Raw genomic sequence first — 19,695 nt, 5'->3', positions numbered from 1 at the left:
CCCACTTTTTCGCGCGATGCTCCTAATGCGTGTCGGCCGGCCCGCCGATCAGCACAAACCGCCGGTCGCAATAGCCGCATTCCGCCGCGCCGCTCTCGTCGATTTCCAGCCACACGCGCGGATGGCCGAGCGCGGCGGGAATATCGCCCGATCCGTCGCAGGCGATGCGGCGCTTGTCGGTGCGGATGGTTTCCGGGCGGTAGGGGTCGGGCTGGCTGCTCATGGACCCGCGCCTTAGCATCGGCGGGTAATCGGTTCAATATGCCGTTTGCGCACGCCGCAATCGTCGCTATGACGCGGGGATGACAGACATTAATTCCGCGCAGAACGCCATAGAGATCGCGCAGCTGACCAAGGTCTATGCGGGCGGCAAGAAGGCGCTCGACGACGTGAGCCTCAACATCCCGCGCGGCCGCATTTTCGGCCTGCTTGGCCCCAACGGCGCGGGCAAATCGACGCTCATCAACATCCTCGCCGGGCTGGTGACGAAAACATCGGGCAGCGCCCGCGTCTGGGGCTTCGACATCGATGCGAACCCCCGCAATTCCAAGAACAGCATCGGTATCGTCAATCAGGAAATCCTGTTCGATCCGTTCTTCACCCCGTTCGAGACACTCGAAAATCAGGCGGGCTTCTATGGCGTGCCCAAATCCGAGCGCATCTCGATGGAGCTGCTGCGCGCCGTGCATCTGGAAGACAAGGCGCATGCCTATGCCCGCACCCTCTCGGGCGGCATGAAGCGGCGCCTGATGGTGGCGAAGGCGATGGTGCATTCCCCGCCTATCCTCGTGCTCGATGAACCGACGGCGGGGGTGGACATCATGCTGCGCCAGCAATTGTGGGACTATGTGCGTGAGTTGAACGCGCAGGGCGTCACCATCGTGCTCACCACGCACTATCTCGAAGAGGCCGAGCAGCTGTGCGACCGCATCGCCATCATCAATCATGGCCGCCTGATCGCCGACAAGCCGACGCGCGAGCTGGTGGACATGGCGCAGGAAAAGATCGTGATGGTGACGGTAGACCGGGACATCGCCACGCTCCCCGCGCACCCGAGCTTCGACAAGGTCGAGAAAACCGGCGATCGGGTGCTGAGCATCAGCTACCGCAAGGACCGCGCCAATGCGGGCCAGGTGCTCGACGCCGTGCAGGCCTCCGGCTTCGGCATAGCCGACGTCGCCACGCGTGAGCCGGATCTGGAGGACGTGTTCCTGAACCTCACGGCCGATGCGGCTTGAGCACGAGACGGTAAGCGGTCATGACCATCCGTCCCTATGACGTCATCATCATCGGCTCGGGCGCTGCCGGGCTGACCGCCGCGATCAACCTCGCGCAGGACAAGCGCGTGCTGGTGCTCGCCAAGGGCGCATTGGATGGCGGGTCGACCAACTGGGCGCAGGGCGGCATCGCGGCGGTGCTCGATGCGGGTGACAGCTTCGAAAGCCATGTCGAGGATACGATGATCGCGGGCGGAGGGCTGAATGACCGCGCCACGGTCGAGTTCGTCGTGTCCGAAGCCCCCGCCGCGATAGAGCGCCTCGCCGCGCTCGGCGTGCCCTTCAACGCCAGCGAAGGTAACGCCAGTGAAGACAGGGGCGGCGCGGCCTTCGGCGAGCGCTGGCACCTCACACGCGAGGGCGGCCATTCCCACCGCCGCATCGTCCATGTCGACGATGCCACCGGCGCCGCCGTGCAGCAGGCGCTGGTGAAAGCGGCTGAGGCCAATCCCAACATCACCCTGATGCCAGACATGGTGGCGGTGGACCTCATCACCTCCCGCCATGCCGAGCGTTACTCGGGCGATGGGCATGTCTGGGGAGTCTACGCCTTCAACCGCAAGACCAAGCATGTCGACGCCTTCATCGGCCGCGCCACCATCCTGGCCACCGGCGGGGCAGGGCGCGCCTATCTCTTTTCCACCGCCCCGCGCGGCGCGACCGGCGATGGTATCGCGATGGCATGGCGCGCGGGCTGCCGCGTCTCCAACATGGAGATGAACCAGTTCCACCCCACCTGCCTCTATAACTTGGAGGTCAAGAACTTCCTCATCACCGAGGCCGTGCGCGGTGAGGGCGGCTTGCTGAAGCTGCCCCCCGGCGCGCCCAATGGCGGCAAGCGCTTCATGGACCGGCACGACAAGCGCGGCGAACTCGCCCCGCGCGATGTGGTGGCCCGCGCCATCGACCACGAGATCAAGCGCCTCGGCCTCGATTATGTCCACCTCGATATCAGCCACAAGGGCGAAGCCTTCGTGAAGGAGCATTTCCCCACGATCTATGCGCGCCTGCTGGATCTTGACATCGACATCACGAAAGAGCCGATCCCGGTCGTCCCCGCCCAGCATTATACCTGCGGCGGCGTGATCATAGACCTCGATGGGCGCACAGACCTGCCCGGCCTCTATGCAGCAGGCGAGGTGAGCGAAAGCGGCCTGCACGGCGCCAATCGCCTCGCGTCCAACAGCCTGCTCGAATGCTTCGTGTTCGGCGAGGCGGCGGCCAGACATATCCGCGCGCACTGGGACGAGCTGCCCGCGCCCCCCGCGATTAAACCGTGGGACGAAAGCCGCGTGACGGACAGCGACGAGGAAGTGATCGTCCAGCACAACTGGAAGGAAATCCGCCGCTTCATGTGGGACTATGTCGGCATCGTGCGCACCACCAAGCGGCTGGAGCGCGCCAAGCACCGTATAGACCTGCTGGCCTCGGAGGTGGACGAATATTACGGCAATTTCCGCGTGACGCCAGACCTGATCGAACTGCGCAACCTCGTCGACGTCGCCCGCCTCATCATCCGCTCGGCGCTGAAACGGCACGAAAGCCGGGGCCTGCACTACACGCTGGACTATCCGGAGATGCTGCCCAAGGCAGAAGATACCGTGCTGGCGCCTTGATTATGTTTGTAAAATAAGCGGGCGCGGCCCTACTCTTCCGCCCGGAGGGATGGGCATGAGCGATTCGGATATCTGGAGCGTGGATCGGATCGCGGCAAATAATCTCGCGATGGATCTGGGACCGCCCGTCACCGCTGAACATATCGAAAAGATCGCGGGCCATTTCGCAACGCATCGTCGGGGATCTGCCAAATGGGTGGCGGACCGTGTGCACGCGAATATAGTCAAGGCGCTGGAAGAGGAGATAAAATCCCTCTCCCGGCACCATGATGAAAAATGGTCCGAAGGTTATATGCGCGCCGAGCAGGTCGTCATGACCCTGGCCGGACATCGACTTCTGGACATCGAGCCGCATAAGCCGAAGAGCAGGGGCCAGATTTTGCGGGCGATGGTGCGTCGGGCAAAGCGGCAGCAGCCCTAGAATCCCAACCGCGCCGTCACCCTCACATCCCGCCCGGCGAGCGGCGCATAGTCTTTCAAATAGCTCGCGTGCCGCCGCGCGGTCACGTCGAAGATATTATTGGCCGATAGCGTAATACTGGTCGCGCGGTTATCCGGGATCGGCCGCCAGCTGACCGACGCATTGACCAGCGTGAACGCGCCGGTCTCAGTCTCGCGCGCGTTGACCCGCTTCTGCGCAAAGCTGTGTTCCGCCTCGGCGCGCACCGTCCATGCCTCATCGCCCAGCTCCGCGCCGCCCATCACGCGCAGCGGCGGGATGCGCGGGGCAGGGCCTGCGCCTTTGATCGTCGCGCGCACATAATCCGCCGAACCGTCGAGCGTCAGCGCCGTCTCGCCCCAGCGCGCCGCCGTCACGCTCGCCTCCGCCTCGAACCCATAGGTTCGCGCATCGGCCTGGCTAAAGGCAAAGCAGGGAAACTCGATGGCGGAGAGGCCAGTTGCGGCGAGGCACACGGTGTCGTCCGCCACGGAGTCGTAAATATAGCCGTCAAACCAGTTGTGATAGGCGTTGAGCGAAACCGCATAGCCCGCGCCCGCGCCGCGCAAGCTGCCTTCCACGCCCCAGCTCTTTTCCTTACCGAAGCCGGGATCGCCCAGCTCGAACGTCTGCGTGCCCGCATGCGGCCCGCGCGCGAACAGCTCCTCTGCCGCCGGGGCGCGCTCGCTGCGCACTGCGCTCACCCCCAGCCGCCAGCCCGGCACCGCCTCCACGCTCGCCCCTGCCGAGAAAGACAGCGCATCAAAGCTGCGCCCCTGCGCCAGCACGCCCAGGTCCGCATCCTCCGCCGCGCTCACCCGCGCATGTTCATAGCGCGCGCCGCCCTCGACGCGCAGCTTGCCCATGTCCAGCGATTGCAGGGTGAACAGGCCGAACTGCGTCGTGCTGTTCTTGGGCAGGAATTTCTCGTCGCCGATCACGTGGAAATCCCGGTTGAGGATCTGAAAGCCGCTCACGCCATCCCAGCCGCCGCGTTTCGTTTGCACCAGTTCCGCGCGCCCTTCCATGCCCTTGGCGAAGAAGCGCGTGCCGACAGTCCCGTCTTCCTCGATCTCGGCATGTCTATAGTCGGCATAGCCCGCGCGCAGGCGGATGCGGTCCACAATCGCGCCATTGGCGTGCAGTTCGGCGCGCAGGTCGGCGCGGTCCTGTTTCATGTGGATGCTCACCGCCTCGGCTTCCTCGCCGGGCACCAGCGCATAGCGGATCGGCACGCCATATCTGTTGTCGATATGGTTGACGGAAAAGCCGATGTCGCCGCCCTCGCCGATGTAGGCGAGCGCGCCCGCCACCTCCCAGCTTTCCGCCGCGCTGTTGGGCAGCTTGCCCTTCACTGTCGCGAGCTCTGCGATGTCCGGGTCGCCGCTCGCAATGGCTTCGGCGCGCAAAGCCGGGGTGAGGATAAAGCCGCCGGTGCTTAAGTTACCGCTCTTGCTCCAGCTGCCGTCAACATGCGCGACAAAGCCTCCCCCCAGCGGCGCTTCCGCCTTGCCCGAAAGCGTGCGCTCGTCTGCCGCGCTGCCATAAGTACCGATGCCTTCGATATGGACGGCTTCGTCGGGGATCTTGTGCGGAATGCGTGCATCGACGACGTTCACTACGCCGCCGATCGCGCTTGATCCATAGAGCAGGGCGGCAGGGCCGCGCACCACCTCGATCCGCTGTGCGGTTAGCGGGTTGATCGCAACGGCATGGTCCACGGAAGTGTTGGAAACGTCGAAGCTGCCGATGCCGTCGGTCAACACGCGCACGCGCTCGCCCTGAAGGCCGCGCAGCACGGGGCGCGAGGCGCTGGGGCCAAAGCTGGTGGCGGAAACGCCCGGTTGGCGGGACAGCGTCTCGCCGATCGTGCCGCGCAATTCGCGGGCGAGCGTTTCGCCGGAGACGACCGAGACGCCGCCCAGCGTGTCGCCAAGGCTGCGGTTGACGAGGGCGGTTACCACGATGTCCTGCGGCGCACGGTCATGATAGCTCGGGTCGCCTGCCCGGCTCTGCGTCTGCGCATGGGCCGCAGCCGGTGCAAAGAGGATCGCGGCAGCCGAAGCGAGGAGAACTGGGGAGGGGCGGCGGGCGGCTATAGTCACGGGGCGAAGACGGCGGGAGGGTTTGGTCACAGGGTAGAGGCGGCGGGAGGGTTTGGTCACAGGGCAGGCTCCGGCAGGGGGGTCAGCAGGGGGTGTGCGTTCGACGCTTGCGCTCTACCGTGAATGATATAACATATCAATTGCAAAATGCGGAACCGCTTTCCACGTGGAAAATGCCATGGAAAACTGCTTAATTCAGCGGAACAGAAACTCCGCCAGCGCCTGCACCGCCGGGTCCTGCGCCAGTGCCGGGCGGATCGCCTGCCGCACCTGAATCTGCGGTAGCCCGGAGGCATAGGCCAGCCTGGCGATCCCCCGCATCTTCCCGAAGTCCCGCGCCATCGGCCCGAAGGCGGGGAAGCACGCCGTGCCCTCCTTGAGGTGCTTCATGATGGCGTAGAGGTCGTCCGTCTCCAGCTCCGGAGCGGGCAGGGCAAGCCCGCTGTCCCTCAGTGCCTCCTCGGCCAGCATGCGGGAGAGGTTGCCATGCCCCAGCGCCGCATAAGGCAGCGCCGCGATCTCCCGCGCGCCCAGCGCCTCCTCGGCCGCCAGCGGATGATCCGCGCTCACAAAGATCGAGATGCGCTCGCTCCAGGCATAGCGGCTCGGGAAGCTCCGCCCCTCCGCCAGCGCGTAATAATAAGCGATGTCCGCCGTGCCCTCGTAAAACAGCCGCGCCGCCTGATCCTCGTCGATGCTCTCCAGCATCAGCGTAATGCCGATGTCCGGGCTCGCCTCCTCGAACGCGAGCAACGCCTCCTGGAAATGGCTGAAGATCGCCGGGTGAGAGGCGAGGGTGATCGTCTGCATCGAAGTTTGCGGTGCAGGGGAGGCAGGCGGCGCGCGCCGCTCCTGCTGGTCGTTCCTGGGCGGAGCATCCGGCTCATCCTCCAGCGGCGCTATCGAAAGCGGACGATGCGGCCGGAAATGCTTTGGGCTAACCGGCGCCTCCTCGTCCAGCTGTTCATATGCCACCGTTTCGATCTCCGGCACCCGGGTGGGCGGTACCTCTCTCGGCTCCGGATCGAGCGCCGGGGCGGCGGCGTCCACCTCGCGCGGCACTATCAGGGCCTCGGTCCAGTCTCCCGAGCCATCCAGCTCGACGGTGCCCAGTGCAGCGACGACCTTGCGGCCCGCATCCGTCAGCTCGACCCCGCCTTCCTCCACGCTGAAGATCTGGAAGCCGACCAGGTCCTCCAGCGCGTTCATCGTCTCGATCACAGTGGCGGCAGGAAGATCCAGCGCATCGGAGCAAGCAGCGATGTTGCCGGTCGCCACCAAGTGGGCGAACACATCGAACTGCTGCGCTAACGGACCATTCATCGCGGCACGATAGGCGAAGCGGGGGAAGAGCGTAAAGCGCAATCGATCATCCGCAAACGCGACCAGCATTTTCCGTCAATCTTGAGAGCAATCGCCGTATCCGATGTTGACGAACCCGTCCCGGCCGTGGCAAGGGCGGCCCAGCCGATGAGCGGGTATAGCATAGTGGTAATGCTCTAGCCTTCCAAGCTAGCTAGGCGGGTTCGATTCCCGCTACCCGCTCCAATTTCCTGTTCATCGACGTTCGCATATGTCTGGCCTTTGCCAGAGAAATGCTCTATTTCTGCGGATAACAGGCCGCTTGTGTTCATTCCCGTTCAAGAGCAGTCACCCCGCTGTGGGGGTATTATTTCGGGGTATGTTGAAAGCGGTCAATTCGATACCCCCACGCATGGGGGTATGTGGAGACAGGAAATGCCGCTTTCGGATATTGCGATCAGAAACGCCAAGCCAGCCGCGAAGCCAGCCAAAATGGCGGACGGTGGCGGTTTGTTCCTTTATGTGACCCCGGCAGGTGGCAAGCTCTGGCGGCTCAAATACAGGATAGATGGGCGCGAGAAGCTGCTGGCGATTGGGTCTTATCCTGAGATCGGCCTGAGCGACGCCCGCAAGCGGCGCGATGAGGCGCGGGCCTTGATTGCCGAGGGTAAAGACCCTTCGCGTGAAAAGCAGAAGGCCAAGGCCCGGTCACGGCTGGAATCGGCGGATACATTCGCCGCCATCGCCAAGGAATATTGCAACAAGCGCAAGCGGGATGGTGAAAAGGGCTGGTCGCCCGCTACTGCTACCCGGAGCGAATATCTGTTATCGCTGCTGGCACCCGGCATAGGTCGTTTGCCGATCATTGAGATTGAGCCTGCGGACGTGTTGGCGGCTGTCCGCAAGATTGAGGGCAAGGGCAATCTGGAAAGCGCGCGGCGCACCCTGCAACTCGCCAGCATGGTCTTTCGCTATGCTGTGGCGACTGCGCGACTGGGGTCTGATCCTACGCGCGATCTGCGAGGTGCACTAACAGCGCCCAAGGTTACGCATTATGGGGCCATTACCGATGCCAAGAGCGTGGGCGAGCTTTTGCGCGCCATAGATGGCTATGAAGGGCAGGGGCTTACCAAGATAGCGATGCAGATTGCCCCGCATGTTTTTGTCCGGCCGGGCGAGCTGCGCCATGCAGAATGGAGCGAAATTGATCTGGATGCCGGGCTGTGGACGATCCCGGCCGAGAAGATGAAAATGCGCAAATCTCATGTCGTCCCGCTATCCCGGCAGGCCGTGGACCTTTTCAAGGAGGTGCAGCAAGCAAGTGGCCCGACCGGCTATGTGTTTCCCTCAATCCGCACACGTACCCGGCCGATGAGCGAGAACACGATCAATGCCGGGCTGCGGCGGCTGGGGTATGCCAGCGACGAAATGACTGCCCACGGCTTCCGCGCGATGGCTTCCACACTGTTGAACGAATCCGGGAAGTGGCACCCGGATGCGATTGAACGCGCGCTTGCGCATGCCGATGATGACAAGGTGCGAGCCGCTTATCATCGTGGCGCACATTGGAAAGAGCGGGTCGAAATGGCGCAATGGTGGAGCGATTATCTCGATCAGCTCCGCAAGGGTGCTGACGTGATCCCCATCAAGGCGAAGCGTCGATGACAAGTTCACCGGGCATACACGCCCGATGAAGCGACCCGGCTGGGTGCTGGTACCACTCGGCCGGGTCTAACCACAATGCACAACGGAGGTGCAATCATGGCTACGAATCCAATAGAGGTTGAATCGCGTCCCGTCACCCTTCCGGGGACATTCCCGCCCATGCCAGCCGTCGCAAGGATACTGGCGCGGCATGACAGGGGCAAACTTGCGGCCTTTGTGTCCATCGCAATCGACCTGATGGACGTGATGGATGGCGACACCGATGCGGAAGGCTCGAACTGGCCGGAGGATGTGCGGGCCGTTGCGCGAGAGCATCTGCCCGATGACTGCGAACCGGCTGGCGATGAAGCTGATACATCATGGACCGAGTTTCACACGCGCGGCGCTCACAAGCTCAATCCCGGAGTAGCCGGACCGGATGGCCCTCTGCATGAGGATGATGAGGACAGTGACGCTGACACGTCGATAGAGGATGACCCGCAGGGCTTTGATGCGGAGGAAGATTGCTGCCTTGCTGGCGATGACCGTGTGACCTCCGGTCCCGTCATGGGCATCACTGAGGCCAACTGGAATATGGGGCCGGGCGATGTCGATGATGGCGAGCGCGAGCAGATGCCGGACGATGTGCCTATGCTCCCGGTCGTCAGCGCGGAGCATAACATATTCACGGACCGCCGCGTCGATCTGGGTTTCAGCAACCTCATGTCATCATTCGTTACAGGTGTCAATCGGCGTGCAAACGGGACCCCCTATCGGCGCGCAAAAGGGACCCCCTTTCACGATGGCGCAAGGTTGATCGGACACGCGCCTTTGCGCTGCGCGCGGCGTAGGGAGGGCGGAGCCCGACCGGAGGCGCGCGCAGCGCAAAGCATCTTTTAATCGGAGGTCGGTGGGGGCGATCAGCTGCGGTTTTTGAAGCGCCAGCTGTCATTGCCGGTCTCGACGATGTCGCAATGGTGGGTGACGCGATCAAGGAGCGCGGTGGTCATCTTGGGATCGCCGAACACGGTGGGCCATTCGCCGAACGCGAGGTTGGTGGTGATGATGACGCTGGTCTGCTCGTAGAGCTTGCTGATCAGGTGGAACAGCAACTGGCCGCCCGAGCGGGCGAACGGCAGATATCCCAGTTCGTCGAGCACGATCAGGTCGAGGCGGGATAGCTGGGCGGCGAGAGCGCCGCTCTTGCCGATCCTGGCCTCCTCTTCGAGGCGGGTCACCAGATCGACGGTGTTGAAGTAGCGGCCTCGCGCACCCGAGCGAACGACATTGGCGGCGATGGCGATGGCCAGGTGGGTTTTGCCGGTGCCCGTGCCGCCGACCAGGACGATGTTGCGCCGAGCGGGCAGGAACGCGCCACTGTGCAGCGAACGCACCAGCCCCTCGTTGATCGGCGTGCCCTCGAACCGGAACGCATCGATATCCTTCACGACCGGCAGCCGGGCGGCCGCCATCCGGTATCGGATCGAGGCAGCATGGCGATGTGTTGCTTCCGCGCGCAGAAGGTCGGTCAGTATCTCCATCGTGGTGCGCTGGCGCTGAAGGCCGGTGGTGACCGCATCGTCGAACGCGCCCGCCATGCCCTTGAGCCCAAGCCCGCGCATCGCCTCGATCATGTCATGCCGCTGCATCGAAGGTCCTCAGCTGGTCGTAACGGGCGCAGTCGGCGATCGGCGGATGGCGCAAGGCGCTGTCTTCGGAGGTGATGATGGTGAGCGGTCGCGGCGGTTCGCGGCGCCGCGCCAGGATGTTGAGGATCAGGTCGTCGCTCGCCGTGCCGGTCGCCAATGCCTCGCGGACGGCCGCTTCGACCGGCTCCAGACCATCGGTCAGCACGGCCGACAGCACACGGACGAACCGGCGGTCGGCATCGTCGCCATTGCCAAGCTTGCGGCGCAGGCGCGCCAGCGCCGGCGGCAGATCCCAGTCCTGGAAGGGCGCGCCGTTCCGCAGCGCTCCGGGCTTGCGGGCCAGTACCGGCAGATAATGCCAGGGGTCATAGATCGTGCGGTTGCGCCCGAAGTAGCGGGGATGCTCGGCGACAACCTCCTCGCCGCAGCGCACGACAATGCGGTCGGCATAGGCCCGGACCTGCACCGTCCGCCGCGCCACCGTCGAGAGAACCGAGTAGCGGTTGCGATCGAAGCTGATCAGGCAGGTGCCCGTCACCGCATGCTCGCTCTCGTTAAAGCCGTCGAACGGTCCCAGCATCGGCTGCAGTGCCGATCGCTCGATCTCCAGCGCCTGCGCCACGGTCAGCTCGCCCTGTTCCGGGTGTGCCTGTCGTTCCGCCCAGCGCTGGCACTCGGCCTCCAGCCAGCCATTGAGCTCGTCGAGGCTGGCGAACCGCAACCGGGGTTGGAAGAAGCGGCCCCGGATCGTCTGCACCTGGTTCTCGACCTGGCCCTTCTCCCATCCCGCCGCCGGCGAGCAGGCGGTGGGCTCGACCATATAATGGTCGGTCATGATCAGGAACCGCCGGTTGAAGACCCGCTCCTTCCCCGTGAACACGCTCGTCACCGCCGTCTTCATATTATCGTAGATGCCGCGGCCCGGCACGCCGCCGAAGAAAGCAAAGCCGCGCGCATGCGCGTCGAACAGCATCTCCTGACTCTCGCGCGGATAGGCCCGGACATAGACCGCCCGCGATGCACACAGCCGCATATGCGCAACCTTCACGCGCATCGGCTTGCCGGCGATCTCCACATCCTCATGGCTCCAGTCGAACTGGTAGGCCTCGCCCGGCTTGAACATCAGCGGGATGAAGGCGGTGACACCATCGCCGGCATCCTTGCGCCGGTCGGCCTTCCAGCGCGCCGCGTAGCGCCGAACGGCATCGTAGGAACCCTCAAAACCTTCGCGCTCCAGCAGATCATGTATCCGCGTCATCCGCAGTCGCTCGCGCCTGCCGCGCACCTCGTTCTCTTCCAGCAGTGTGTTCAGGCGATCCTGAAACGGCCCGATCCTAGGCAGTGGCTGAACCTTGCGCTGATAGTCGAATGCGCCTTCCGGCGCCCGGATCGCCTTGCGGATCACCTTCCGCGACACATGCAAATCCCGCGCGATCGCCTTGATCGCCTTGCCGCCGGCATACTCGCGCCGAATCCGAACCACTGTCTCCAAAATCAACATCCCGATCTCGCCGCCTGAAAATCCAGCCGGCTGCTTAAACCATCGAAATGAGGGGTCCCTTTTAGACGCCGATCACCCCGCTAACGGGGTCCTTTTTGCACGCCGATCCACAGTTACAGGCCAGCCGATCAGGTCTGCGGATACCGGCGAAATTCACATCGGCACCGCGAAATTCCAGCGTCAACCCGGTAGTCCGGTCTGATGGCTGCGCGGAATTGAATTGTTGGAAATAAACGCCCATCTTTCAGGCGGGGATAGGCAGGCCAGCCGACAAGCGCGCATCCCACGCGCTTCCCCGCTCATTCATGGGAGCCGCTAGGGAGGCGGTTATTGAGTAGCCAAGGGCAACATATTCGTCTGAATATTGCGCGGGATCATCTGCGCCAGCACTACGCCATTGATGCTGGCTTAGACACTATGGACTCCAGACCGCTTGGCAGCGATCCGCGAAGCGTGCAGCCACATGTTAGGGATCAGTGCAGAGAGGAAATGCGCCGATGCCAAGAGCGAGCGCACGAGGAATTGGCAGGCTTCATCGGTGGTTCAAAAATTACAGTGTGGCGTGAGACTGACCAAGGTAATTTGGAAGTTGCAGGGCCGGGATGGGCGAAGAGGGCTTTTGACGGCGAAGATGGACTGCGGGCCGATAAACTGTATTTTCTGGTGAGCGAGTGGGAAGGATTGCTGGCTCAAATTGCCAGCGACAAAGCCCGCGCTTTTCTCGTTGTTCCGCACGCTTCCAAGCTACTCACTGACGACATAATCAATACCACTACGGATTACCCGAACCTAGACGGTCGTAGCTATGACTGGCCAATATGGAAGGCGGTAGAGTATATCCGCTCCATCATTGATGATGATGACGAGCATGGCTGCTTTTTGCGGACGCAGATAGCGTTACGGCAGGCGGCCTTGGATGAGCGTATAACAATCTTTGGAAAGGCGGAGCTTCCGCCACCCAAACCGGCAGGCCATCCCAGCGAGATTTGGACGCGCATCAAACCCGAATATTGGGAGGATCACAAATTCTCCCACTTGATTACAAACGACTACTGGTTTGGCCACGACCATACCATGCGCGACCCCTATTCGACCTATGGATTCAAGGAGAGATATTGGAGCTTATTGGTGAATAAGGAGCAGGTCGAACAGACATGGCCGCCAGAGTGGAACAGATGGAAAAATCTCCTTGGACACTGGAATCAGGCCGCGAAGCGAGAATTTGACCATCAGCGCGATCTGGCAAATTCAAAAGCCAGTTTGGCGGGTCATTTTCTAAGCTCAGCGCATATTCGAATGTTGTTGGAAGCCGCCCTAAGTCCGGTTCTTGATTTGCTTGACAGAGCGCGCACGATGAATGCTCCTGAGAGCATTTACGGTTCACTACGCGACGGCGCTATTTCCTGTCTGGAGCAGTTCCAACAAGAGGTGTCATCGATAATCACCAATCCTAGTGGTCGGTATCGGGTCGATGGCCGGATCAGGGAATATTTTGATTCGCTAACAAACGAACACAAACAACGGATCAATGATGCAATAGCCGAATGGCTGGCAGAAGATTCTTGTAGGCAACCTGATCTGGCCGCGCCCTTAGTTCAACATTCCAAAACCGATCAGGTGAAGTTTTCCTCTCCTGAGCCGGGCTGGCTACAGTTGTGGCAAGGACCGCTCAAATTTCGAGCGACATATGATCGCGGAATGTTTGGCCCAGGTCACACAATAGAGAGAATGCATCAATTTGCGGATGAAGGAGCATCTGGAAATGGTCGCCACGAACCCCTCTATTCAGTTCGAATCGATGAATTGGACGGTGCAATAATTATCGAGTGGCTTGCGAAGCGCGGTGAGGATGGTCGCACCCAAAAGGTTTCCTATTACGACGTGTTGCTTACTGCGCTGCATGACAGGATTCGCAATGATGCCAATGCGCGCAATGAGCTTTTCCGTTCGTTCTGGATACTGCCTGACCAATATGCGCGCGCTGTGGGTGCTTATGCAACAGCCGCAAGCCTTCAGGAATGGCTCAAAAGCGAATTTTACAGCGCAATTCACGAAGGCCAATGCGAGATATGGGCGCGGGCTGGCAGCAAAGTCGCACCTTTCACCAAGGTTCCGGCTGACATCTTTCGCGCTTATACAATCAAGAGCTGGGGCTTTGGCCAGCCGGGCGCAGCTTGGGCAGAACTAGAGGGTGAGGCGACATTGTATTCGATCCATGTCGCTGCATATGAAAGCGATTCGAGTCAGTTGGTAATGGCCGATTCGTCTATAGAAGTTCTGCGCACCGGCGATCCCGGACGCCCGGCTAAGGGATACAATCTTTATTGCGAGGAGCACGAGCGACGATGCGGAGCTAGCGAAGCATTGGAGACACTTGCCGACGAGGCTGCATATTTGGCCGGATGGTATCGTAAGAAATATCCGAAGGCTGATCCCGCTTCGAAAGGAACAATAGAGAATCGCATACGCGAGCGCCATCGCCGATACAAATCGGAGAGGGCCACAAAATTAAGTTGATCACCGATTTTCGTGGCTGTTTATCGTGGGCAATGGATGCCTGAAATGGTTCTCGGTTCCAATCAAACCGAGGTAAACCAATGCAGACCATCAAGCATGATCCACAAAAGATCGCCTACAGCATCAAGGAGGCTTGTGCCGCCTCCAGCTTGGGCAGGACGACCTTATACGCCCATATTTCCGCCAACCGTTTAAAGGCGGTTCGCGTAGGTGGGCGCACGCTCATCCCCGCCGAAAGCCTTCATGCCCTCATTGCGGGGGAGTCATGAGCCATGAAAAACAAAACCCCTTCCATTGCTGGAAAGGGCTTTGACGCAAGCTTGGTCGGCACAGCGTTGAAGCCTTCTAGCCTTTACCACTACCAAACTCAATTCCTGATGCTGGCGCACTGCGTCCGCCCAGAACTGGCAGCGGTGATCGCCGCGCTCGCCTTCAATGGAGGGGTGCATGGGTAGACACACGCGCACAAGCTCCGAAGCCTATGCGGCTATTGCGCCCATTTCCGACACACTGCGGGCCATCGCTTATCGTCTTATCCATGAGGCGGGCGAACGCGGCATGACAGCACTGGAGGTCGTCGCAGCGTCAGGACGTGACCGCTGGAGCATCCAGCCGCGCATATCTGAACTGGTGAGCAAGGATCGCGTTGTCGATTCCGGTCGCACCCGGTTCAACCCCAGCGGCAAGCGGGCGATTGTCTGGGTGATCCCCGATCATGCCCGCCCGCGCAGCGAAGGAGGGCGGGCCAATGGCTGATAATGTCCCGCTCCATCCCACGATCTTTGTGCGGCCTGATCCTGTATTCGGCAGGCGCAGCTATGTCGAAATTCTCCCGCGCCGGATCGACTATCCGACCGAGTTTTTCAGGAACGCGGAAGCCGCGCGACACTATGCTGGGGAAAAGAGCAAGGCAACCGGCTGGGTCGTCGTCGATGAGACGGAGGCGCTGCCATGACAGCCAATCCGTTCACGACGTTTGCGGAGCGTTATGCCTCGCAACTGCCCAAGCGCCAGAAGCTCGATCTGGACGCTATCCGGCGCGCCAATCCCTTGCCGTCCATCGTGGCGGCAGGGGTTAAGCTCCAACGCGCTGGGGATGAGTGGAAGGGGTGCTGCCCCTTTCATCCTGATCGCTCGCCGTCCTTCACGATCTATCTGGACGGCAAAAGCGGCCATTGGAAAGGGCATTGCTTCGCGGGATGCTTCCACGGCGACGTTCTGGATTATGTGCAGCGTATTCATGGCGTTGGGCTTGTCGAGGTAGCCGAACTGCTGGAAGGTGGGCAATTGCCGGTCATATCCGTGCCGGTTGCGCATTCCGCGCGCACGCGCGAAGCGTCCCGCACAGCGGAGGCGCAAGCACTATGGGAGCAGGCGATTCCCGCAACAGGCACACTGGCAGAAACCTATCTCCGTTCGCGCGGTATTATCAGCCCAATTCCTCCCTCCATTCGATATGCCCATATTTCGCCGGGAAAGGGGCCGCAGAGGCCCACGCTTGTCGCAAAGGTATCTGACAGCCAAGATAGCCTGATCGGACTCCAGCGCACGTTCCTGAGTCAAAATGGGGCCAGTAAGGCGGCGATGACGAAGCCGAAGCTGTCTCTGGGCAAGATAGCGGGCGGAGCGATCCGGCTGGGCGCACTGGATGAGAGCGCGACCCTTACCGTCTGCGAAGGGCTGGAGGATGGCTTGACACTGGCCCAGGAACTTGGCGGCCCGGTCTGGGTGGCGGCTGGCGCGAGCATGTTGCCGTCGATGCAGTTTCCCGATTGTGTCCGGTCGATCGTCATCGGTGAAGACAATGATGAAGCGGGGACGGTCGCAGCGAACAAGGCCGCCAGCGCGTTCACGGCTCGCGGCCTCACGGTGCGGATTATTCGCCCGCTGGACGGGTATAAGGACTTCAATGCGGAACTGATGGGGGTGCGCTCATGAACGCGCTGTCATTGGCCGAGAGACTGGAAAATGCTCCCATTGCCGTTGCCGAGGATAGAGTTTCCATCAGCGCGACCCTTTATCAGTGGCGCGATCCAGCCACCATCCCCATGCGCCCTTGGGTTTATGGCCGCTGGTTTCTGCGCGGTACTGTCGCCTGCATCGTCGCGCCGGGCGGTGTTGGCAAATCCACGCTCGTTGCGGGAACGGCGCTCGCGATGGCAACCGGACAGAGCTTGCTCGGCAAAGCTGTGTGGGAAGGTCCGAAGCGCGTATGGCTGTGGAACCTTGAGGACGATCTGGACGAACTGGCCCGCTCGATACAGGCGGCCACCATCCATCATGACATCGCACGATCCGACATCGAAGGCAGACTGTTCGTCGATAGCGCAATGGAGGGCGCGGGACTGTGCACAGCGATCGAGCATGAGGGCAAATTCGTTTTGCTCGCTCCCGTTTATCAGGCGCTCAAGGATGAACTGATCGGGCGGGGCATAGATGTGCTGATCGTCGATCCGTTCGTTTCCAGCCATGAGGTCGAGGAAAATGCCAACAGCAAGATCGACAAGATTGCAAAGGCATGGGCGCGCGTGGCAAAGGATGCCAATTGCTGCATTGTGCTGGTGCATCATACCAGCAAGGCAGGATCAGCCGAGGTAACAGCCCTGTCAGCGCGGGGTGCCGTGGCGCTCATCAATGCGGCGCGCAGCACTCTTGTTATCAACCGCATGGAGCCGGATCAGGCGGACCGGCTGGGCATTCCTGCCGATGAACGCCGCCGCTATATTTCGGTGCAGGACGATAAGCACAATCGCGCTCCAGCCGAAAAGGCGGACTGGTATCGGCTGGCATCTGTCGATCTGGGCAACGGCCCGCAAAACAGCATCGGCAACGGGGACAGTGTGGCGGTTGCTGAAACATGGACCCCGCCCGATCCGTTCGACAATGTGACGCCCGCCCATATCGCTCAGGTGCAAGCGCTCATTGCCGATGGTGAGTGGAAGCAAAATGTGCAGGCGGCTAAATGGGCTGGTCATGCCGTCGCACAGGTGCTGAACCTTAATGCGGACAGCAGGGCCGATCAGGCGCGCATCAAGATCATTCTCAAGGAATGGATTGCAAATGGTGTGCTTGGCATCGAGCGGCGCAAGGATGGCAATTCGGATGAGCGCCCTTTTGTGGTCGTCGGTCGCGTGGTGCAGTCATGACAATCCGCACCTTCAAAAGTGCGGGAGCCGACGTGCGGAAAGTACGGGCCGCCGGTATCCCGCACCGCACCTGTATAGGGGTGCGGGGTACGGTGCGGACGTGGAGGGCATGAATTTGAGGTGCGGGGTGGTGGGAGCGTGACAATGGCAGTGTTTGATCCAGACTTTGGCAAGCAAGGTTTTGCGCTCCACCTGTTTCGATTACGTTTCCGCAGGCTCAAACTATCGCAGCGGGCTTTCGCTGATCGGTATGGGATTGGTTATGCGGCTGTCCGAAATGCCGAACAGGGATTGAGTGAACCGGCTTGGCTTCGTGTGATGGTCGAGGCGATAGCGCGCGATCCGAAGGGAATGGCGGAAGCTGCGCGAACAGCAAGGCTGCCTTGCACCTGTAGCGAGGGCTATTCATACGATATTTGCCGGGGGCTACATGATTAGGGTAATTTTGCCATGCCATACGCCCACGCGCGCGAAGGGAGACAGAAATGGGCAGGCACTATAAGGGCGTGGCCGATGCACTGGCATTGCTCCATCGGGCCGCCGAGGCAGAGCGTCAGTGGGCGGTGTGTGCAGCAACACTCCCGGATGAAAGCAAAAGACAGCTATTTCGGCAATGGTGGGCCGAGGCGAGCGTGGCACAGGCGGCTGGCAGATATGTTAGAAGCTGCCCGCGCTATCTTCGAGGACTCACCTGTGGTGCGAAGAAAAAGGACGGGACGCACTGCCGTTCCACAACGCTTTGCGCCAATGGGCGATGCAAATTCCACGGTGGCGCATCCACGGGTCCGCGCACGCCCGAGGGCCGCGCAAGGGCTATAGAAAACCTTAAATTGGATCGCCTGAAACGCGGGAACTCATAGAGTTGAAAAAGTACAGGGATTGTTTCGCGCAATACGCACGCGCGAGTCGGCGTGGACTCGATAGCTGAGGGGGATTGTGCGGCTTCATCGCTTGCGCCTTTACGGTATGCCTGAAATGGTCGAAACCGTCGAATTGGTAAAAGGGGACAGAGCAGTGGCAATAGATCGTGAAGCTCGCTTGCGAGAAGTTATGGCGGAAGTGACCATGCTGGACCTGTGGGCCGCTACCAAAGAGATCTTTACTCAATGGGGATGCTTAGCCATCTTTTTCATTATCGCGGCCATCATGGGGCAAATGCCTGCATTCTTGATCGGCACAAGTGATGGCTTCGGTATCCCCGATTGGCTTGTATGGCTATTTGTGATTTGGGTCGTTGTCGGCGGCTATACAGCGGAAAAGAGTTTTCATGAACACCGATTTGCTTGGTATTTCCCAAAGGCCGGGTTTCTCTGGTCGATCCCGCTCGCCTGCTATTTCATGATCGGCATACAGATATTCACGGGCATTGGCCCAGATGCGGATGCATGGGAAAGATTCGGCCGGTTTGCACTGGCAGCGGCATGGTGGTTTCCATTTTTGCTCGCAGTTTCATTGCTGGAGATTGGGCACAATCGCTTGATGGAAAAACGAAAGGAAAGGGTACCAACCTCCAAGGTCGACCCGGACTAGCGCGCATCTAAAAGTTCACCCCCGTCCGCCCCTATCCAGCGCATTTGGGGGTATGATTGGGGGTATCCTGCGAAACTGCAGGTAAATAATTCCCGGAATATCTTTATTTTCTGGCAGGTTTTCGATTCCCGCTACCGCTCCAATTTCCTGTTCATTACCATCAATCAGGCAAAGGCTTGAGCCACCGCTCAGAACACCGGCATATTGGCCGGATCGTCCGGGTCCGCCAGCGGGGTGGAGGCGGTGTGGATCCCGCATTCCACCTTGTCCCACCCGCGCCAGCGCCCTGCGCGCGGATCCTCGCCCGGCAGAACCTTGGACGTGCACGGCTCGCAGCCGATGGAGAGATAGCCCTGAGCCTCCAGCGGGTGGCGGGGCAGGTCATGCTCTGTGAAATAAGCTTCGAGGTCATCCTTGGTCCAGTCACCCAGCGGGTTGACCTTCAGCCGACCGTCCTCGATTTCGAACCGAGGGAGGTTCTGGCGGGTGACGGACTGGAATGCCTTGCGACCGGAGATCCAGCTGTCCAGCCCCTGTTTTGCGCGGGCAAGCGGCTCGACCTTGCGGATGTCGCAGCAGCCGTCCGGGTCGTAGGACCAGCGCAGGCCGTTGACGTCCTTTGCAGCGAGCACCTCGGGATTCGGCGTAACCACCCTGCTGTCGGTGAACCCGAATGTGCGCATCAGCGTCTCGCGATAGTCCAGCGTCTCCGGAAACATTTTGAGCGTATCGACGAAGATCACGGGCACGCTCTTGTCCGCCTGCGCAACGAGATGAAGCAGAACAGCGCTCTCCGTGCCGAACGACGAGACCACGGCCACCTCGCCCAGCAGCTTTTCCGCGAACAGCGCGCGCAGCATGGCGAGCGTATCCACGCCTTCGAAGCGCGCGTTCAGTGCATCCGCGTCGGCCTGCGTGAAGGCAGGGCGGGCGTCGATAACGTCAAGCTGGCGGGCAGGGGCGTTCATT

Annotated in this window: 21 protein-coding genes and 1 tRNA gene; 16 read left to right on the top strand and 6 right to left on the bottom strand. The window is 61.2% G+C overall.

Annotated elements, in window-relative coordinates:
• Window positions 1-22: 22 nt before the first annotated feature.
• The gene (locus OOT33_RS05840; protein WP_307749055.1) at window positions 23-223 is read right to left on the bottom strand and encodes a zinc-finger domain-containing protein; all 201 of its coding nucleotides are present in this window, start codon (window positions 221-223) and stop codon (window positions 23-25) included.
• Window positions 224-302: 79 nt separating this feature from the next.
• Between OOT33_RS05840 and OOT33_RS05835 the strand changes: the two genes are divergently transcribed.
• Genes OOT33_RS05835 through OOT33_RS05825 form a run of 3 tightly spaced genes read left to right on the top strand, consistent with a single transcriptional unit; the run spans window position 303 to window position 3,314 of the window.
• Window positions 303-1,238 carry an ATP-binding cassette domain-containing protein gene (locus OOT33_RS05835; protein WP_307749054.1) on the top strand — a complete coding sequence of 312 codons (936 nt, stop codon included), beginning with the start codon at window positions 303-305 and terminating at the stop codon, window positions 1,236-1,238.
• Window positions 1,239-1,258: 20 nt separating this feature from the next.
• Window positions 1,259-2,893 carry an L-aspartate oxidase gene (gene nadB, locus OOT33_RS05830; protein WP_307749053.1) on the top strand — a complete coding sequence of 545 codons (1,635 nt, stop codon included), beginning with the start codon at window positions 1,259-1,261 and terminating at the stop codon, window positions 2,891-2,893.
• A 55-nt stretch (window positions 2,894-2,948) separates the two neighbouring features.
• Window positions 2,949-3,314, top strand: coding sequence for a hypothetical protein (locus tag OOT33_RS05825; protein ID WP_307749051.1), 366 nt, complete (start codon window positions 2,949-2,951; stop codon window positions 3,312-3,314).
• Here OOT33_RS05825 and OOT33_RS05820 read toward each other — a convergent pair.
• Window positions 3,311-5,431, bottom strand: a complete 2,121-nt coding sequence (locus OOT33_RS05820; RefSeq protein ID WP_373690525.1) for a TonB-dependent receptor domain-containing protein — start codon at window positions 5,429-5,431, stop codon at window positions 3,311-3,313. The two genes, OOT33_RS05825 and OOT33_RS05820, sit on opposite strands and share 4 nt — an antisense overlap.
• Window positions 5,432-5,632: 201 nt before the next feature.
• Window positions 5,633-6,829 carry a LysR substrate-binding domain-containing protein gene (locus tag OOT33_RS05815; RefSeq protein WP_307749050.1) on the bottom strand — a complete coding sequence of 399 codons (1,197 nt, stop codon included), beginning with the start codon at window positions 6,827-6,829 and terminating at the stop codon, window positions 5,633-5,635.
• A gap of 82 nt (window positions 6,830-6,911) precedes the next feature.
• On the opposite strand from OOT33_RS05815, the gene OOT33_RS05810 reads away from it, so the two are divergent.
• From OOT33_RS05810 to OOT33_RS05800, 3 genes are all read left to right on the top strand, one after another.
• Window positions 6,912-6,985, top strand: a tRNA-Gly gene (locus tag OOT33_RS05810).
• Window positions 6,986-7,174: 189 nt separating this feature from the next.
• Window positions 7,175-8,404 carry an integrase arm-type DNA-binding domain-containing protein gene (locus OOT33_RS05805; protein WP_307749048.1) on the top strand — a complete coding sequence of 410 codons (1,230 nt, stop codon included), beginning with the start codon at window positions 7,175-7,177 and terminating at the stop codon, window positions 8,402-8,404.
• 96 nt (window positions 8,405-8,500) lie between these two features.
• Window positions 8,501-9,283, top strand: a complete 783-nt coding sequence (locus OOT33_RS05800) for a hypothetical protein (protein WP_307749047.1) — start codon at window positions 8,501-8,503, stop codon at window positions 9,281-9,283.
• Window positions 9,284-9,303: 20 nt separating this feature from the next.
• Here the strand turns inward: OOT33_RS05800 and istB are convergent, their stop codons facing one another.
• On the bottom strand, window positions 9,304-10,032 hold the full coding sequence (istB, locus tag OOT33_RS05795) for an IS21-like element helper ATPase IstB (protein ID WP_011950403.1): 729 nt from the start codon (window positions 10,030-10,032) through the stop codon (window positions 9,304-9,306).
• Entirely contained in the window at window positions 10,019-11,533 is a 1,515-nt protein-coding gene (gene istA / locus OOT33_RS05790) for an IS21 family transposase (RefSeq protein ID WP_041378971.1), read from the bottom strand. The genes istB and istA overlap by 14 nt, the downstream gene beginning before the upstream one ends.
• Window positions 11,534-11,863: 330 nt before the next feature.
• On the opposite strand from istA, the gene OOT33_RS05785 reads away from it, so the two are divergent.
• The 10 genes from OOT33_RS05785 (at window position 11,864) to OOT33_RS05745 (ending at window position 18,726) form a co-directional block, all read left to right on the top strand.
• A complete protein-coding gene (locus OOT33_RS05785) occupies window positions 11,864-14,050 on the top strand; it encodes a hypothetical protein (RefSeq protein ID WP_307749046.1) in 2,187 nt (728 codons plus the stop codon).
• Window positions 14,051-14,130: 80 nt separating this feature from the next.
• On the top strand, window positions 14,131-14,319 hold the full coding sequence (locus OOT33_RS05780) for a helix-turn-helix domain-containing protein (protein WP_307749045.1): 189 nt from the start codon (window positions 14,131-14,133) through the stop codon (window positions 14,317-14,319).
• A gap of 3 nt (window positions 14,320-14,322) precedes the next feature.
• Window positions 14,323-14,505, top strand: a complete 183-nt coding sequence (locus OOT33_RS05775; protein WP_307749044.1) for a hypothetical protein — start codon at window positions 14,323-14,325, stop codon at window positions 14,503-14,505.
• Entirely contained in the window at window positions 14,498-14,806 is a 309-nt protein-coding gene (locus OOT33_RS05770; protein ID WP_307749043.1) for a hypothetical protein, read from the top strand. The genes OOT33_RS05775 and OOT33_RS05770 overlap by 8 nt, the downstream gene beginning before the upstream one ends.
• The gene (locus OOT33_RS05765; RefSeq protein ID WP_307749042.1) at window positions 14,799-15,005 is read left to right on the top strand and encodes a hypothetical protein; all 207 of its coding nucleotides are present in this window, start codon (window positions 14,799-14,801) and stop codon (window positions 15,003-15,005) included. The genes OOT33_RS05770 and OOT33_RS05765 overlap by 8 nt, the downstream gene beginning before the upstream one ends.
• Complete coding sequence (locus tag OOT33_RS05760) at window positions 15,002-15,988, top strand: CHC2 zinc finger domain-containing protein (RefSeq protein WP_307749040.1); 987 nt, start codon at window positions 15,002-15,004, stop codon at window positions 15,986-15,988. Before OOT33_RS05765 ends, OOT33_RS05760 begins: the two co-directional genes overlap by 4 nt.
• Complete coding sequence (locus tag OOT33_RS05755) at window positions 15,985-17,196, top strand: AAA family ATPase (RefSeq protein ID WP_307749039.1); 1,212 nt, start codon at window positions 15,985-15,987, stop codon at window positions 17,194-17,196. The genes OOT33_RS05760 and OOT33_RS05755 overlap by 4 nt, the downstream gene beginning before the upstream one ends.
• A gap of 144 nt (window positions 17,197-17,340) precedes the next feature.
• Window positions 17,341-17,634, top strand: a complete 294-nt coding sequence (locus OOT33_RS05750) for a hypothetical protein (RefSeq protein WP_307749038.1) — start codon at window positions 17,341-17,343, stop codon at window positions 17,632-17,634.
• Window positions 17,635-17,681: 47 nt separating this feature from the next.
• Window positions 17,682-18,056 (top strand): HGGxSTG domain-containing protein, encoded by a 375-nt coding sequence (locus OOT33_RS17860; protein WP_373690506.1) that lies wholly within the window; start codon window positions 17,682-17,684, stop codon window positions 18,054-18,056.
• A gap of 76 nt (window positions 18,057-18,132) precedes the next feature.
• A complete protein-coding gene (locus tag OOT33_RS05745) occupies window positions 18,133-18,726 on the top strand; it encodes a hypothetical protein (RefSeq protein ID WP_307749037.1) in 594 nt (197 codons plus the stop codon).
• Window positions 18,727-18,914: 188 nt separating this feature from the next.
• Here OOT33_RS05745 and OOT33_RS05740 read toward each other — a convergent pair whose 3' ends face one another.
• Window positions 18,915-19,694, bottom strand: coding sequence for a phosphoadenylyl-sulfate reductase (locus tag OOT33_RS05740; RefSeq protein ID WP_307749036.1), 780 nt, complete (start codon window positions 19,692-19,694; stop codon window positions 18,915-18,917).
• Between the last annotated feature and the right edge of the window lies 1 nt (window position 19,695).

The sequence above is a fragment of the Sphingobium sp. DEHP117 genome, from assembly GCF_030867385.1.
Taxonomy (GTDB): Bacteria; Pseudomonadota; Alphaproteobacteria; order Sphingomonadales; family Sphingomonadaceae; genus Sphingobium.
This window is presented reverse-complemented; position numbering and strand designations above follow the sequence as displayed.

Coding starts and splice junctions, on each gene's coding strand:
- OOT33_RS05840 (WP_307749055.1), bottom strand. CDS start 223: ATGAGCAGCCAGCCCGACCCCTACCGCCCGGAAACCATCCGCACCGAC.
- OOT33_RS05835 (WP_307749054.1), top strand. CDS start 303: ATGACAGACATTAATTCCGCGCAGAACGCCATAGAGATCGCGCAGCTG.
- nadB (WP_307749053.1), top strand. CDS start 1,259: ATGACCATCCGTCCCTATGACGTCATCATCATCGGCTCGGGCGCTGCC.
- OOT33_RS05825 (WP_307749051.1), top strand. CDS start 2,949: ATGAGCGATTCGGATATCTGGAGCGTGGATCGGATCGCGGCAAATAAT.
- OOT33_RS05815 (WP_307749050.1), bottom strand. CDS start 6,829: ATGCTGGTCGCGTTTGCGGATGATCGATTGCGCTTTACGCTCTTCCCC.
- OOT33_RS05805 (WP_307749048.1), top strand. CDS start 7,175: ATGCCGCTTTCGGATATTGCGATCAGAAACGCCAAGCCAGCCGCGAAG.
- OOT33_RS05800 (WP_307749047.1), top strand. CDS start 8,501: ATGGCTACGAATCCAATAGAGGTTGAATCGCGTCCCGTCACCCTTCCG.
- istB (WP_011950403.1), bottom strand. CDS start 10,032: ATGCAGCGGCATGACATGATCGAGGCGATGCGCGGGCTTGGGCTCAAG.
- istA (WP_041378971.1), bottom strand. CDS start 11,533: ATGTTGATTTTGGAGACAGTGGTTCGGATTCGGCGCGAGTATGCCGGC.
- OOT33_RS05780 (WP_307749045.1), top strand. CDS start 14,131: ATGCAGACCATCAAGCATGATCCACAAAAGATCGCCTACAGCATCAAG.
- OOT33_RS05775 (WP_307749044.1), top strand. CDS start 14,323: ATGAAAAACAAAACCCCTTCCATTGCTGGAAAGGGCTTTGACGCAAGC.
- OOT33_RS05770 (WP_307749043.1), top strand. CDS start 14,498: ATGGGTAGACACACGCGCACAAGCTCCGAAGCCTATGCGGCTATTGCG.
- OOT33_RS05765 (WP_307749042.1), top strand. CDS start 14,799: ATGGCTGATAATGTCCCGCTCCATCCCACGATCTTTGTGCGGCCTGAT.
- OOT33_RS05760 (WP_307749040.1), top strand. CDS start 15,002: ATGACAGCCAATCCGTTCACGACGTTTGCGGAGCGTTATGCCTCGCAA.
- OOT33_RS05755 (WP_307749039.1), top strand. CDS start 15,985: ATGAACGCGCTGTCATTGGCCGAGAGACTGGAAAATGCTCCCATTGCC.
- OOT33_RS05750 (WP_307749038.1), top strand. CDS start 17,341: ATGGCAGTGTTTGATCCAGACTTTGGCAAGCAAGGTTTTGCGCTCCAC.
- OOT33_RS17860 (WP_373690506.1), top strand. CDS start 17,682: ATGGGCAGGCACTATAAGGGCGTGGCCGATGCACTGGCATTGCTCCAT.
- OOT33_RS05740 (WP_307749036.1), bottom strand. CDS start 19,694: ATGAACGCCCCTGCCCGCCAGCTTGACGTTATCGACGCCCGCCCTGCC.